The sequence below is a fragment of the Leifsonia sp. SIMBA_070 genome, assembly GCF_046534635.1.
In the GTDB taxonomy this organism is placed as follows: Bacteria; Actinomycetota; Actinomycetes; order Actinomycetales; family Microbacteriaceae; genus Leifsonia.
Genome location: NZ_JAWRYK010000001.1, coordinates 813,568 through 827,289 on the forward strand (window position 1 = coordinate 813,568; position 13,722 = coordinate 827,289).

The following is a 13,722-nucleotide window of genomic DNA, read 5'->3' on the forward strand; positions in this document are numbered from 1 at the left end:
GGGGTGTGGTTTTCCGACGTTCAGCCTGCTGGGTGCGGGTTCGGTGGCCCCAGCCAGTAGCCGCCTGTTGGGGTGTTGTCGTACCGCACGAGGTCGTCGGCGCGTTCGAGCGATTCACACACGGCCATTAGGCGGCGCTCGGCGGGGTCAAGGTCCCAGCGGATCACCAAGTATTGGTCGGTGCCGCGCTTGTCCGTGTAACGCCGGATGACGGCTTTGGGTAGCACCGGACTGTCGCGCATGACCAACCAGGTGTCCCTGTCGTAGCGAATTGGCTTTGGGCGGGCCACACGAACATTAGAACATATGTTCGAATTGCCGTGTAACGGATGCTGGGCATAACTTCCAGTTGTGACTCTCAGGGACTCCGTACCGCCGTACGACGATGCCGAGGAAGCAGTGAACACCGCAATGCTTGCGGGGCTTGCAACAATTCCTGCCGTGGGCGGCCCACTCGTTGAGATCGCCTCCGGTCTTCTATCGAGAGTGCGAGCGAAACGGCAATACGAGTTCGACAAGTACGTGGCTGCGGCGATCGAGTCGCTGCAATCGGAGGGGCACCCCACCGTCCACGATATTTTGGACTCCTCGGAATTCATGGCTGCCTACGAGAAGGCATCGCGGTCTGCCGCTGAATCCGCTACGACAGCGCATAGAAGGCGTCTCGCATGGGTGGCTGCCCAGATGGGCGAGTGGAGCAGCGCGCCGCAGGCGCTGAGACAGCAGATGTTCGCGATGGTGAACGACATGGAGGATTCACACGTTCGAGTGCTCTCATTCTTGGACGACCCCGTAGCGTTCATCAGCCGAGCGGACTCGGATTGGTCGCCAGATTCGGTGCTAATGACCTCCCTCCCTGAACTGATTATTCAGTGGGTATTTCAGCGGCAGACGGGATCGCAAACGTTGACCGAGATCATCACGGCGTACCTCGAAAATAACAAGTTGGCGCAGGTACCACAGGCGAGCATGACGGGTGCCGGGGCTCTCTCATGTCACACAACGGAACTTGGGCGGGATCTGCTCCACTTCATCCAGTTTCCAGAGTCGTAGTCAGCTGAGGTTTCGGATGATGGAGAGGACTCCAATCACAATGGCCGTCGCGCCGACGATGATCCCTGCGACAGCGAAGCCTCGCCCGCGCAGAGGCTTGCTCGCGTAACCGCCAATCGAAATCATCAGGCCCAGCACGCCAAGCGCCGCGCCAAAGTAGCCAGTGACTCCAAACACGAAGGCCGACAGCGAGAGCACGAAGCCCGTCACGCTAACGGCGTTCATCGGGGTCCGGGGGGCTTGCACGACGAGAGGCGCATAGGCGTCCGTCCACTGCTGTCCGTCCCACCAACGCATGCGTCCCTGATCGTCGTTGTACCAACCGGCGGGAGTGGTGGGCGGGGGAGGCGTCACGTTCGACATATCGGAAGGCTAGAGGGATCCTCATCTACTGGGTATCCGTGCGCACACCCACTTCGGGGGTCATTCCGGTCCAATCGGATCCAACCGGATCCATATGGATGACAGCCCGGTTGGACGTTCAGCGATAACCCGCAACACTGTCGCCATGACCGACAAAATTCTGGTCGCGCAAGTGCCTGCTGCGGCCGTCGAGCTGGGCCTAAGTCCAACCCGGCTGCTGCGGATCTTGCTTGAGGCGACCGATGCCGAGTGAGCCGTGGGTAGACTCCGAACGCCTTGCTGAGCATCTAGGTAAGTCGGTGTTCACGGTTCGCCGTTGGGCACAATCGGGGATCATTCCCGGCCGCAAAGTAGGTGGGGGCTGGATGTTCCGCGTTAGCGAGGTAGACGACAGCGTGAATAGACAGCCGGCCGATCCTTGGATTCAGTCTCCGCGCTCGCGTGGAAGGCGGCGGATCACCTAGTACCCAGTTCGGGAGAATCACCCACATAAGTGTAGAAACGCTCCACATAGGTACGTCCCACAGTCCATCCAATTGGGCTACGACGATATGAAGATGAAAGATCAACCGACTGAGGGCCAGACGATTGAACTGTGCGCCCGACTGCTGCGCATGGAGCCGTGGAAGCTTGAGTACCTCCTGGCGTCGGAGGGACTGCTGTGAGCTACGTGGAACCGTGGGTTGGCGTGCCCGAGGTCGCAAGGCACCTCGACAAGAAGCCGTACACGATCCGCGAGCTGGCGAAATCCGGTGCCATCCCCGGCGTAAAGCTGGGTTCCGAATGGCGATTCAAGTTGAGTGACATTGACGCTCACCTCAGGCGGCCACTAGACCCGTGGGTGCAGTCGGCGAAGTCGCGGGGGAGAAGGCGGGCGCGGTAAGCAGGGGCACGTCAGCGAACGTCGCACCTTGCCGCTACTATCCAGACATGACGTTTTCGTTTTCGCAGCTACGCTAGCCCACTCGGGGCCAGCGACTTTCGAAAGGAAACCTTCCGATGAAGGCTGCGATTTGCGACGCGTTGTTCCACGTTTTCGGCCGCCATGCTTGCTGCATACCCCCGCCTGGACCGCCCGTATCGGCCAGAAATGGGACACGTATGATGTTGCCCCGTTCAACCTCTACAACATCACCTTTCAGGTGCAGTCCTGGATCCGGAGCAACCTGAGCGACTAGCTCGGCGGCTAAGCGCCCAACTCCGCTGATCTGTCGGCGTTGGGCGCTTCCGTGTGTGCGCGCGTGTGTGCAGTGTGACGACTTGCGTCGGTTTCGATGGGTGGTTCGGTGCTTGACCAACGGCCTGGAAACCAGAGAACTGAGTGCGATTGCGGCGCATCGGTGGTTCCCGGTTGCGTGGGCTACTTCCCTGGGGGTCAAGGGGTCGCAGGTTCAAATCCTGTCAGCCCGACGTAGTGAAAAAGCCGGTGGGCACGAGGTCGCTTGCGACCTTCGTGTCCACCGGCTTTTTCGCTACTCGCTGCTGTCAAATGGGGTCCCCGCACGCGAGGGGCCCCGGGCGCCGACCCGAGCGAAGCGAGGGCCGGCGTCTGGGGTAGCGTGTGGGGCGCAGCTCGCAACGCCCGTGGAGAACCCTCGGCTTATAGCCAAAACGTGGGCTTATAGGCCAAAACGTGTGTCTGGGTCTCTTCGGTCATGCCGCGGTGGGAAGGACCGACACACCCACCGCGGAGCAGGTCTACGCCCTCATGAAGGGACCCCGCCTCACCCAGCTGTCCTTCGCCTACGACACCGTCGACTCCGCCCCGATCAAGCCCCCCGACGGAACGAAGGCGAAGGAGCTGCGCGCCGTGAAGCTCTACGAGGTCAGCCTGGTCCCGGTCGGTGCGAATCAGGACACCAACGTACGCAGTCAAGAGCGCAGGGACCGGCCGGCGCATCCACCGACACGCTGGCCCTGCGCCTCCGCATCCTCAGCGCGGAGCGCTCGCGCCCAGTTTTGCCGCTCTGGCCGGATCATCTTGTGTCCCCCGTGGAAAGAGTGCATCGTTCGAAGGGGAGAGTGGATCATGACTCCTACGCCAAGCTCGACCCGTGAGGGGCGAACGTGAAGCCCCGCGCTGCGGGGGTCCTAGCCGTCATCTGCGCGCTTCTGCTTGCGGTCCTCGGCGGCTTCTTGATTGCAAGGCCACCCTGGAGCATCCTGGGCGCCATCGTCCTGGTCGGGGCGAGCATCCTCCTGTCCGTCGGAGCAGTGTGGTTGCTCCGTCGCTCGTGGTCCGACCCGTGGCCGCCGTATGTCACCCCGACGCTGGAAAAGCGGCTACGGCGGTTCCGCATTCTGTTGATTCTGAACAGCGTTCTGTTGGTCGCCGTGGTCACGCTGACGGTCTACGTGGTCGTTAGCCATGACTGGGGGAGGCTGCTCTTCTCTGCACTGCTTTTCATAGTGGTTCTGAGCAACCTCAGCATGAATCAGCGCACCCTGCGGTACTTACGCGTGGTTCAGTCGGACCAGTCGAGTTCGGAGCACCACGCCTGAGCCGCACGCGCCGCGCATGGCGCACGGCCGCGTCGGCAAGGGAGTCGCGGCGCACTCTTCCCGGCAGGTAGCCGGTACCCGGGGGAAATGACCAAGCCGTGCCGCCCGCGGGCAACTCCGTGCAGGAGAAATCGAGCAGTGTCCGCTCGAGGCGGGCCAGCACCTGCCCCAGGTCGCTCATGACGGCGCGCGCGGGAGCTGTCGCAGGGGCGGAAGTGGGACGCGCCGGAGCTGTAGCGCAGGGTCGCGGTTTCCGGATCATCCCGGTGCGCCGACCGCGCGGCGGCGCTCCTCCGGGTTGATGAGGAGGTCGACGAGGTCTGTGCGTTGCTCGATCGAGCCGAGCCCGAGGGGCAGCGCCCGGACAGCGGGGTCCTCGATGTGCGCAACCAGGACGGAGGCGATCGCCGGCTCCGCATGCAGGTAGGGGCGATCCCAGAAGGGGATGGTGGCAGTGCTGACCGTCTCCGTGAGGGAAAGGTCGTTCTGCATGTCCAACAGCACGCGAAGAGACGCCGCCAACGAATCCTGGCGGTCCCGCCAGCTGTCCGCGCGGAGGGTCTGGTCGATCGACGCCCCGACGGTTGGAGCGCACTCGAGCTGTCCGAACATGGCCCCCAGCCACTTGGCGTAGGGGGGCCAGCGCTGTTCGAGGAGGAAGGCCAGGTGCATCACGACGTGGCTGAGTCGCCCCGCGATGATCCGTGATCCGCGGTCGTCTCCTGCGTCGCCGGCACGGCTCATGAGCGGCAACTCTTGGCCGAGACGGATCCAGTCCGCGGCGAGCACGTAGCGCCAGACATCGTCCGGGTACCAGGTCAGGGCCGACCTGGCGCGTTCGACTTCGCCTCCATCGTCGGCGAAGAGTGGTCCGGCGGTGACCTCCAGGACGGATTGTCCGGAAAGCGAGAGCCAGTCCTGTGCCGACAGCCGTTCTCTGGGATCAAAGCCGAGGCGGGAGACGAGGAAGGAGGTCAGCGTGCCGACCTCGATGTGATGTTGGGCCGCGGATTCGCCGGTGAAGGCGAACCGGACCGGCAGGCCACGGAACTGCAGGGGCAACCTGCTTTCGAGTTCCGTCTCCACCGGCGAAACGAGGTCCGGAGGAACCATGAGGTTCAGGCGCAGGCCCCAGTCGTGATCCCGTGACACGGCATCATCGAGACCGAGCACATCGGAGCCGCCACCGAGTCGTCCCGCGGCGTGCTGCAGACCCGGGAACCGGTCGGCGAGAAGCGGTTTCACAACCTCCTGATAGTAGCTACGAGAGAGCTCGATACCGGTTGGCACAGCCTCAGGCGTCATCGGGCGGCCCGCTCCCATCGTTCGCGTGCGTGGTTGTGATCCTAACCGGCGGGCTTCCGCACAACGGTCTGTTTCATCGCCTTCCGTTCGACGTCTGCATGTGAGCGAACGAGAAGCGACGTCGAGTGTGGCGATCCGGCATCACTTCGACGCTGCGCCGGGCGTGGTCTGGGCAGCATGGACAGAGCCTCGCCTGGTGCGGCGGTGGTGGGGTTCGGACCCCGGCGGCCAGGTGACGTCTCTCGCGCTCGATGTGTGCCCAGGCGGTGAGTTCACGATTTCCTTCGAAGACCCCGGCGGCGAGCAGCACACCAGCTTCGGCGAGTACCTCGTGGTCGAGCCCCTCGCCGAACTCGTTTTCACCTGGTCGTGGGCAAGCGAACCTGGGAACACCTCTCGAGTCAGCGTTCTCTTCCGCCCAACCGGTTCTGGCACTGAGATGCGGTTCGTGCACGGCGACCTTCGTGGCGAATCCCAACACGACTACGAACCGGGCTGGCGGCGCACGTTTTCGAAGCTCGACCGGGTGATCGCCGAGTGGCGCGGATAGAGGCGGACACCGCAGGGGCGCACCATCGCATCCCGCCCGTGGACGTCACCCTCCGTACGACGAACTGATGACCATCGGCGTCCCGTTCGCCGAGCAGATCTGCCCCGCGAGTGAGTCGGCTGCCGTGAAGTCCCCGAGGGGCGCGTGAAGCATCCCGCCGGGGTGGTAGCCGTCGCCGGTGAGCCAGGACGCGAGCGGCGGGATGACCGTCCCAAGCAGGCCACCCGTCGTGCCGTCGTGCTGAGTCGATTCGGAGAGCGCGGTGAGTGCTCCCTTGGCGGAGGCCGTCTTCTGCGCCCATCCGGCGTCGGTGAGGTCGCCGTGGTCGTGCGCCTGGTCGGCGTTCCAGAATGTCTGTACGAGCGTGCTGAGGGCCGCGCACTCCTTCTTCGTTGCCGGGTCCGGTCTGAACGTGTTCGGACTGAAACGGAGGTCGGCCGCGAACCGTGTGTCGTCCGGCACGACGAAGTCGACGCGGACGTGGCTTCCGGCCGCGGTGGTGCCGAGGTCGAAGTCGAAGGCCTGCGCGCCTCCGCAGCTCCCTGACCGGCTGTCCATGCTGCCGATCGCCGGCGCGACTTCGTAGAGCCCGGAGGTGCACGAGAAGTCGACATGGAGGCTGTGAGCCCCAGACGGCATGACCAGCTCCAGGTCGGTCCGCCCTGTGTGGTACAGGCGACCCGTCGGCCAGCTCGCGGTCGACACCTTCGCCGTGGCTGCCGGCGTATGCACCGATACGGCGGTGGTGCAGCCGGTCAGCGCAGCCGCGGCGACGAGTGCCCCGGCCAGCACAGCCAGGCAGCAGGTAATGGGCGTCCGATGCGTCCCGGTCATGGTGTCCTCTCGCTCATCCGTCCAGGAGTCCCAGCCGGACGACCTTGCGGACCGCGTCGATCCGGGAGGTGGCGCCCAGCTTGGCGTAGATGTTCGTCGTGTGGCGCTTGACGGTGCCCTCGGTGATGCTGAGCCGCCCGCTGATCTCGCGGTTCGTGTAGGCGTGGGCGATCATCCGGATCACCTCCAGCTCGCGATCGGTGAGGATCCGGTTCGCTTCGGGCGGCGAAGTTTCGCCGGCGGGCGTCGAGGCAGGTCGGGCTCCGGCGATGAGGTCCCGCAGGGATCGAGCATCGATGCTCTTCACAGCGAAGGCCGATGCACCCGCACGGAGAAGCTGTCGCTGCAGCACGGCATCGGTGTGCATGGTGAGAACCACGATCGCGGTGGATGGCGAGCACCGACGCACCGCGGCGATCGTCTGATCCGCTGTTCTTCCCGGCATCTCGACGTCCAGCAGCAGCACGGCGGGCCGTTCCCGTTCGACCAGCCGGACGGCCTCATCGCCGTCCGCCGCCTCGCCGACCACCTCGACGGAGTCCCGGATGAGCGCGCGCACCCCCTGGCGGAACAGCGCGTGGTCGTCCGCCAGCACCACCGTCCTCCTCATGCGCGCTGCTCCGCGAGTCCGAGTGTGAGGCTCACTGTGGTGCCGCCCCCTGGTCGCGTCTCGATGGCGAGCTCCGCCCCGATCAGTTCCGCCCGCTCCTGTGCCGTGATGAGGCCGAGCGCTCCTGGGCGGATGTTGTCGCGCTCGAATCCGGCACCGTCATCGGCGATGGTCAGCAGGAGCCGGTCGCTGGTCCACGTGGACGTGACCTGGATGCGCGTCCCGCCGGAGTGTCTGCGGGCGTTGTGGATCGCCTCCCGGGCGATGACGAAGGCTTCCTCCCGGAGACCGGACGACAGCGGACGCGGTGCGCCCTCGCTCCGGGCGACGACCTGCGGGGTGTCCGGGCCGAGGTCGGCGACGTAATCCGCGATGGCCTGGTCGAGGTACTTGTCGCCGACGGAGTGCCGCAGGTCGACGGCCAGGGAACGCGTCTCCTCCAGGGCGGATTCCAGCAGGTGCAGCGCCTCGCCGATCAGGGGGTCGGGCGCGTCCGTGTGCTGCATCCCCAGTTGGATGCGCTGCATACCCGCGGCGATGCCATGCGCGACGCGGTCATGGAGTTCGCGGGAGATGCCGAGGCGTTCCTCGCGGTGGGCGACGGCGAGCCGTTCGAGGAGCACATCCACGTAGGCGACGGAGGCCGGCGCGACGCTGTCCATGATGGACCGGTTCAGGGCCCGGGCCACGGCCGAAGGGTCCGGGCGGTCGGGACGCTGGGAGAGTTCTCCTTCCAGCTCGTCGAGTGCGACGTCGAAGAGGACGGTCGCGGCGGTCAGGCTGTCGATGGGGTGGATGTGCTGGCGAGCACGGGCCTGCCCCACGTCGAGAACCGGGGGAGCGGCCTCGTCGGCGGAGAGTCCTAAGCGGCGGACGGTTGCGCGCAACACGGTGCTCACCTGGGCACGGAGCTGATCCGCGACCTCCGGGTCGGCAGTGAGGGGACTGTTACGGGCCGCGAGCCGCCGGATGAGTTCGTGAACGACGGAGGCCTCGATCGTCGCCAGACTCGACGGTCCGTCGGTAAGGGGCTCACTCGACTCCACACGGCCATCTTGCCGGGTACAGGGCACTGCAGGCGCGTCTCAGCATGTGACTTTCGGCACATTCCGCCCGCAGCCTCGGTCGCCTAGCCTGCTGTCAGGCGTCAGCTCTCGGGGGGAGGTGGCGCGAGGGGGGCAGGTTCGGGGGGACCTGCCACCCTCTCTCATCGCCGCTGACCTAGAATCTGGCCATCAGGATGATGCCGAGCGCAGGGCATCCCTTTCCGAGCGCACATCGGGCGTCGGCGTAAAACAGAGGAGTGATTGGAGGTCGCGAATGGGCGTTCCTCCGTTGGTGAGCGGCCGAGATCGGCCAGTGAGCCTCGCCGTCCTGCGGCTCGCTGACAGAGTGCTTCAGGCTGTCGGCTGCGTCGGTGCCGGCGTTTATCTCGTGGCGCTGACCCTCTTCGCCGTATGCACCCTTGTGCCGGATGGCGCCGGGTTGCCATCCGCCAGCGTTGACATCCTCATTGCCTCAATCGTGCTGTTTCTCGCTGTCGTCCTCTCTCTTGCCTTTTCAGCCGTGCAAGTGGCAGCTTTCGCGCTGCGCCGATACGTACTCGAGAGGCGACAAGAAGCGACGACTACGACGTCCGCGTCTGCATGACCTGCCGGAGCGCCAGGCGGAGCTGCGCCTCGATGCGGCGGGCCTGCTCGCTGCTCACGCCCTCGACGCCGAGGCGGCGCTCGGAGCCGCCGCAGCGGTCGCCGTCTCGGGTGAAGTGGATGGCGATCCGCCCGTCCGCGAGCACCGGCTGCTGCTCGCCGCAGTGTGCGCATTCGGAGAAGCTGAACGATCCCATGTCACCACGGTAGGAACCGCGTGTTTCTGTGGCATTGCGGTCGGGAGAAGTCTTGGTGACGGCGGAGCTAGGCGAGCGGTCCTCGGTCGAAGAGCCGCTCCGCGTCGCCCCGCGTCAGTATCCCGTCGCTGACGTACATCGAGAGGGTACGCACGACCGGCGACTCGGGGGCGACTGTCAGCGGGTTCACCCACGCGAGCGCCGAGCCGACGCCCGGGTACTCGCCGACGCGGGCGAACCACGGGTCGTCGGACTCGGGAGGGGCGGTGAACAGCACGGAGGCCGGCGCGCCATCGAAGTGAGAGGTCCAGAGCAGCCAGGGGGAGCGGCTGCCGTTCACGGCCTCCTCGCCCTCGGCGTCGCGAGTGCGAACCGAGGCGTCCCGGCAGGGCGCGAACCGCCAGAAGAATCCGCCGTAGCCGGCGCCCGCACGCCCGAGCGCCCCGGGACTGGTGAGGGTGACAGCCGCATCCACCGCCTCCAACACCAAGCGGAGCGTGAGTTGCCAGGTGCGGTCGTCGACACCCTCGGCATGCCACTCGCGCTGCTCGCGGAGGAGTGCGCTCCCGTCGGCGTCAGGCCACGAGAGCTCCTGGCGCACCGAGGCCACGTCGGACGACGAAGCGTCGACGTCGATCGTCCCGTGGGTGCCGCCCCAGCGGTACGCCCCGGAGCCCTGCTGGTAGTCGGGGCCTCCCCAGAAGTTCGTGACCGGCCGGCCGGCCGCCGCGACCCCCGGCATCGCCACGCCCACCCCGAGGTGCCACGGATGGTCGAGCGGAAGGTGATCGGTGAGCGTCACTCCGCCGAGCGTGCGCACGGGATGCAGGTACGGCCGCGGCGAGAGGGAGGCAGCCCGTTCACGACCGTCGCGGCTGAACGCCACCACGCGGTTCCCGACGACAAGGCCGGCGCCCTCCGCATCAGCGGGAGCCCATGGCAGTCCCAGCTCCGTGAACGTCGCCTCCGCTGCCGCAGCGCGTTGAACATCCCGCGAGATCCCGCGAACGATCAGACGCTCGTCGTCTCCCGCACCGACCCGGTCGACGAACCGGGCCGGGATGACGCGGGGAGGCGGGCCCGTCCGCACTGCCTCCAGCACCGTCATGTACGCCTCGGTGTCGTCCAGTGCGCTCAGGAGGTCGACCTGCCCCGCTCGCGCCTGCAGCAGGTTCTCGAGCAGGTCGTCCCGCCCGAACCGCTCGGCGCGCTCACCGGCAGCATCCACCACCCGCACCTCGTCGAGCACGTAGAAGAAGGTCGCCGTCGCGTCCGACCCGTGCACGGTGACGTACGGCTCGGCCTCCTCGGGGCCGCAGAGCGTGAGCGCGCAGGTGAGGTCCGGCTCGCGTCCCGGCCGGCGCACCCGGACGACCGTCGTGTCGTCGGTCTCCGTGTCGTTGGCGCGGAACGCATCCAACTCCACCCGCAGCACGTCGGTCGCCCGCCGCACCCCGGCGACCCGCATCGCGGTGATGACCGCGTGCGACAGCGCGTTCGTGGCGACGCCGTCGACCACATCCACGCCGTCGAGGGTGCGCTTGCCGGCCCACCGCGAGCGGGTGAAGTACGACAGCGGACGTGTCCAGCTGCCGACCGCGGTGATCGCACGCACCTCCCCGAGGTCCCCGCCCTCGATCGCCGACCGCAGCCACGGGATGGCGTGCGAGCCGAGGCTCTGGAACCCCACCTGCACGAGCCGCCCCGCCCGCGCCGCCGACTCCCGCAACCGGCCGAGCTGCGCCAGGGAGGTGACCGGCGGCTTCTCGAGGTACAGGTCCGCTCCGGAGGCGAGCACCTGCTCCGCCAACTCGAAGTGCGTGTGCAGCGGAGTCGACACGATCACGACGTCCAGGTCCGACTCTGCGGCGAGGAGGGAACCCAGCTCCGGGTACACATGCACGGTGTCGGCGAGCGACCCGGGCGGGAGGGGCGCGGGCTCGGCCACCGCGACCAGCTCCGCACGTCCGAGCCCGGCGAGCCGCGCGAGGTTGCGGCGGTGGACGGCGCCGAACCCGTTGGCGCCGACCAGCGCCACCCGTGCCGCGCCTCCACTCACCGGGTCCCCTCCTCTATCCGCGAAACCGGGTCAGTCCTGCGACGTGCGCGCCTCGACCCGCGTCGACGAGCGGCGCTTGGTCACGGCCGCGAGGGCTGCGGTGTCCAGGTCCTCCAGTCCCATCCTCGCGGTCTCGCGCGAACGCCAGGCGGCGGCAGCGGAGACCAGCGACAGGAGCAGGGTCGCGGTGCCGATGACGAGCGGCACCGACGAGCTCCCGGGAGGGGCGATCGCCGCGAAGATGCTCGGCAGGAAGCCGGTGAGGAACAGCGCGATGTTCTGCGACACCGCGAAACCGGTGACCCGGGTGCGGGTCGGGAACAGCTCCTGGAAGAAGCTCGCGAAGGTCGCGTTCCACAGCTGGTACAGGATGCCGAAGATCAGGATGGCGAGCACGATCGTCAGCGGCACGTTGCCCGAGCTGACGACGAACAGGTACGCGAACGAGAGCAGGCCGGCGGCCAGCGGGCCGAAGATCATCAGCGGGCGACGGCCGATGCGGTCGGAGAGCCGTCCGAAGAACGGGATGAGGATGATCGCGACGATGTTCGCCATCACCGGGATCCACAGGTAGACGGAGGGACTCATCCCGACCCCGTAGGCGGGCTGGGTGGCGTAGGCGGTGCCGAAGACGACGACGGTGGTGCCGATCACGTTGGCGAGGCCCATGCAGACGCAGCGGAACACGGTCCAGCCGTTCTGCCGGAACAGCTCGGCGACCGGCACGCGCGGCACCTTCGCGGTCTTCTCCTCCCGCAGGAACGCGGGCGTCTCCTCCACCCGGGAGCGGATGATCAGGCCGGCGACGATGACGACGACGCTGAGCAGGAACGGGATGCGCCAGCCCCACGCGAGGAACGCCTCGTGAGAGAGGAACGTCGACAGCGGGATGAAGCTGGCCGAGGCGAGGATGCTTCCCGCCTGCGTGCCCTGCAGGCTGAAGCTGGTGAGGAAGCCGCGCCGCTCCTGCGGCGCGTATTCGACGATCATCGCGCTGGCGCCGCCGAGCTCGCCGGCGACGGCGAAGCCCTGGATGAGCCGGAGGACGACGAGCAGTATCGGCGCGAGGACCCCCACCTGCGCGTACGTCGGGAGGAGGCCGACCAGCAGCGTCGAGAGGCCCATCACCATCATGGCGAAGACGAGGACCTTCTTGCGGCCGTACTTGTCACCGAAGTTTCCGAGCACGAAGGCGCCGAGGGGGCGGGCCACATAGCCGACGCCGTAGGTGGCGAGCGAGGCGATCAGGGCGACAGCCGGGCTCTCGGAGGGGAAGAAGACCTGCGGGAACACCAGGGCGGCGGCCGCTGCATAGATCGAGAAGTCGTAGTACTCCAGCGCACTGCCGACCCAGCCGCTCATCGCGGCCCGTCGCGGCATCCGTCGCGCATCTGCCGATGTCACTTCGTCGGGCATCGTCTCTCCTGTCATCGTTGACCGTATGGGTAAGCGCTTTCCGAACGCTTCGTCGTAGATTAGCCCTGAACCGTTTCAACGTCAACAGTCTCCCTCTCATCGGAGAAGCGCCGCCGCCGAAACGCCCGCCAGGATAGGTTGGAGCCGTGAACGAGAGGGCACCCACGCTGTCGGAGGTCGCGGAGCACGCCGGCGTCTCCCTGGCGACCGCATCCCGCGCCCTCAACGGCAGCACCCGCACGGTGAATCCCGAGCTGCGGGAGCGCGTGCTCGCGTCCGCCGTCGCCCTCGGCTACAGCGCGAACCTGCAGGCGCAGGCCGTCGCGCGCGGGACCAGCAACGTCGTGGCCCTCGTCGTCGGTGACATCGCCGACCCGTACTTCGCCGCCATCGCCTCCGGAGTGGTGCGGGTCGCGGACGAGCGGGGGCTCGTCGTCACCATCTCGGCCACCGGTCCGTACGTCGGCGACGCCTCCGTCGAGCGGGAGAAGTCTGCGCTCACGGCGTTGCGCGGGCAACGACCGCGCGCCGTGGTGCTTGCCAGCAGCCGGGTGGTCGGCGCACCGACCTCCGAGCTGCCGTCACGCCGCGTCGCCGTGATCGGCGGAGGGGCGTCGGAGTTCGCGACCATCGACGTCGACAACCGCGGGGGAGCCGCCGCGCTCGCGACCGAGCTGCGGGCCCTCGGGTACCGCGATTTCGCGATCCTGGCGGGGCCGGAGGAGCTCGTCACCGTGCGCGACCGGGTCGAGGGCTTCCGCTCGGTCGTGCCGTCGAGTTCCGTCATCCACGCGGAGTTCTCCCGGGAGGGCGCAGAGCGGGCGACCGCAGACCTGTTGGCGTCGGGCGAGCGCCCGGAGTGCATCTTCGCCGTCAGCGACGTCATGGCCCTCGGAGTGATGGCCGCGCTGCGGAAGGCCGGCATCGCGCCGGGAACAGAGATCGCAGTCGCGGGCTTCGATGACATCCCGCTCGTCGCCGATGTCACCCCGGCCCTCACCTCCGTGGCCCTTCCCCTCGCCGACATCGGTGCTCGGGCGCTCGATCTGGCGCTGTCCGGACACACGGACGCGTCCGCTTCGACCGCGGCGGCCGCCCAGGTCCGGCTCCGCGCCTCCACGCCACGCCGCTGACGCCGGGCCCGCTCACGGCGACCCGCTGGCCCAGGGCTTGACACCTCCCCG

The 13,722-nt window shown here is 67.3% G+C and carries 16 protein-coding genes; 7 read left to right on the forward strand and 9 right to left on the reverse strand.

Translation table 11 applies throughout. From position 1 onward, the window contains the following. Window positions 1-20 precede the first annotated feature (20 nt). Window positions 21-242, reverse strand: a complete 222-nt coding sequence (locus SB754_RS03680; RefSeq protein ID WP_410780999.1) for a hypothetical protein — start codon at window positions 240-242, stop codon at window positions 21-23. 109 nt (window positions 243-351) lie between these two features. Between SB754_RS03680 and SB754_RS03685 the strand changes: the two genes are divergently transcribed. Further along, the gene (locus SB754_RS03685) at window positions 352-1,053 is read left to right on the forward strand and encodes a hypothetical protein (protein WP_410781000.1); all 702 of its coding nucleotides are present in this window, start codon (window positions 352-354) and stop codon (window positions 1,051-1,053) included. Here the strand turns inward: SB754_RS03685 and SB754_RS03690 are convergent, their stop codons facing one another. Next, a complete protein-coding gene (locus SB754_RS03690) occupies window positions 1,054-1,416 on the reverse strand; it encodes a DUF2510 domain-containing protein (RefSeq protein ID WP_410781001.1) in 363 nt (120 codons plus the stop codon). Between the two features lie 242 nt (window positions 1,417-1,658). Between SB754_RS03690 and SB754_RS03695 the strand changes: the two genes are divergently transcribed. The 4 genes from SB754_RS03695 to SB754_RS03710 all read left to right on the forward strand — a co-directional run bounded on the left by SB754_RS03695 (window position 1,659) and on the right by SB754_RS03710 (window position 3,918). Further along, window positions 1,659-1,880, forward strand: coding sequence for a helix-turn-helix domain-containing protein (locus SB754_RS03695; RefSeq protein WP_410781002.1), 222 nt, complete (start codon window positions 1,659-1,661; stop codon window positions 1,878-1,880). A 224-nt stretch (window positions 1,881-2,104) separates the two neighbouring features. Next, window positions 2,105-2,299, forward strand: a complete 195-nt coding sequence (locus SB754_RS03700; RefSeq protein WP_410783253.1) for a helix-turn-helix domain-containing protein — start codon at window positions 2,105-2,107, stop codon at window positions 2,297-2,299. Between the two features lie 750 nt (window positions 2,300-3,049). Further along, complete coding sequence (locus SB754_RS03705; RefSeq protein WP_410781003.1) at window positions 3,050-3,487, forward strand: HK97 family phage prohead protease; 438 nt, start codon at window positions 3,050-3,052, stop codon at window positions 3,485-3,487. Then, entirely contained in the window at window positions 3,484-3,918 is a 435-nt protein-coding gene (locus SB754_RS03710) for a hypothetical protein (RefSeq protein WP_410781004.1), read from the forward strand. Before SB754_RS03705 ends, SB754_RS03710 begins: the two co-directional genes overlap by 4 nt. Before the next feature lie 258 nt (window positions 3,919-4,176). On the opposite strand, the gene SB754_RS03715 is transcribed toward SB754_RS03710, so the two are convergent. Further along, entirely contained in the window at window positions 4,177-5,163 is a 987-nt protein-coding gene (locus SB754_RS03715; protein WP_410781005.1) for a DUF4037 domain-containing protein, read from the reverse strand. A 160-nt stretch (window positions 5,164-5,323) separates the two neighbouring features. On the opposite strand from SB754_RS03715, the gene SB754_RS03720 reads away from it, so the two are divergent. After that, on the forward strand, window positions 5,324-5,773 hold the full coding sequence (locus SB754_RS03720) for an SRPBCC family protein (RefSeq protein WP_410781006.1): 450 nt from the start codon (window positions 5,324-5,326) through the stop codon (window positions 5,771-5,773). A gap of 45 nt (window positions 5,774-5,818) precedes the next feature. On the opposite strand, the gene SB754_RS03725 is transcribed toward SB754_RS03720, so the two are convergent. The 6 genes from SB754_RS03725 to SB754_RS03750 all read right to left on the reverse strand — a co-directional run bounded on the left by SB754_RS03725 (window position 5,819) and on the right by SB754_RS03750 (window position 12,538). Next, complete coding sequence (locus tag SB754_RS03725) at window positions 5,819-6,607, reverse strand: hypothetical protein (RefSeq protein WP_410781007.1); 789 nt, start codon at window positions 6,605-6,607, stop codon at window positions 5,819-5,821. Between the two features lie 13 nt (window positions 6,608-6,620). Next, window positions 6,621-7,217, reverse strand: a complete 597-nt coding sequence (locus SB754_RS03730) for a response regulator (RefSeq protein ID WP_410781008.1) — start codon at window positions 7,215-7,217, stop codon at window positions 6,621-6,623. After that, window positions 7,214-8,263, reverse strand: a complete 1,050-nt coding sequence (locus SB754_RS03735) for a sensor histidine kinase (protein ID WP_410781009.1) — start codon at window positions 8,261-8,263, stop codon at window positions 7,214-7,216. The genes SB754_RS03730 and SB754_RS03735 overlap by 4 nt, the downstream gene beginning before the upstream one ends. Window positions 8,264-8,844: 581 nt before the next feature. Continuing rightward, complete coding sequence (locus SB754_RS03740) at window positions 8,845-9,063, reverse strand: hypothetical protein (RefSeq protein WP_410781010.1); 219 nt, start codon at window positions 9,061-9,063, stop codon at window positions 8,845-8,847. Window positions 9,064-9,130: 67 nt separating this feature from the next. Beyond that, a complete protein-coding gene (locus SB754_RS03745) occupies window positions 9,131-11,122 on the reverse strand; it encodes a DUF6807 family protein (protein ID WP_410781011.1) in 1,992 nt (663 codons plus the stop codon). A gap of 30 nt (window positions 11,123-11,152) precedes the next feature. Continuing rightward, entirely contained in the window at window positions 11,153-12,538 is a 1,386-nt protein-coding gene (locus SB754_RS03750; protein WP_410781012.1) for an MFS transporter, read from the reverse strand. Between the two features lie 146 nt (window positions 12,539-12,684). Between SB754_RS03750 and SB754_RS03755 the strand changes: the two genes are divergently transcribed. Continuing rightward, window positions 12,685-13,671, forward strand: coding sequence for a LacI family DNA-binding transcriptional regulator (locus tag SB754_RS03755; RefSeq protein WP_410781013.1), 987 nt, complete (start codon window positions 12,685-12,687; stop codon window positions 13,669-13,671). The last annotated feature ends 51 nt before the right edge of the window (window positions 13,672-13,722 follow it).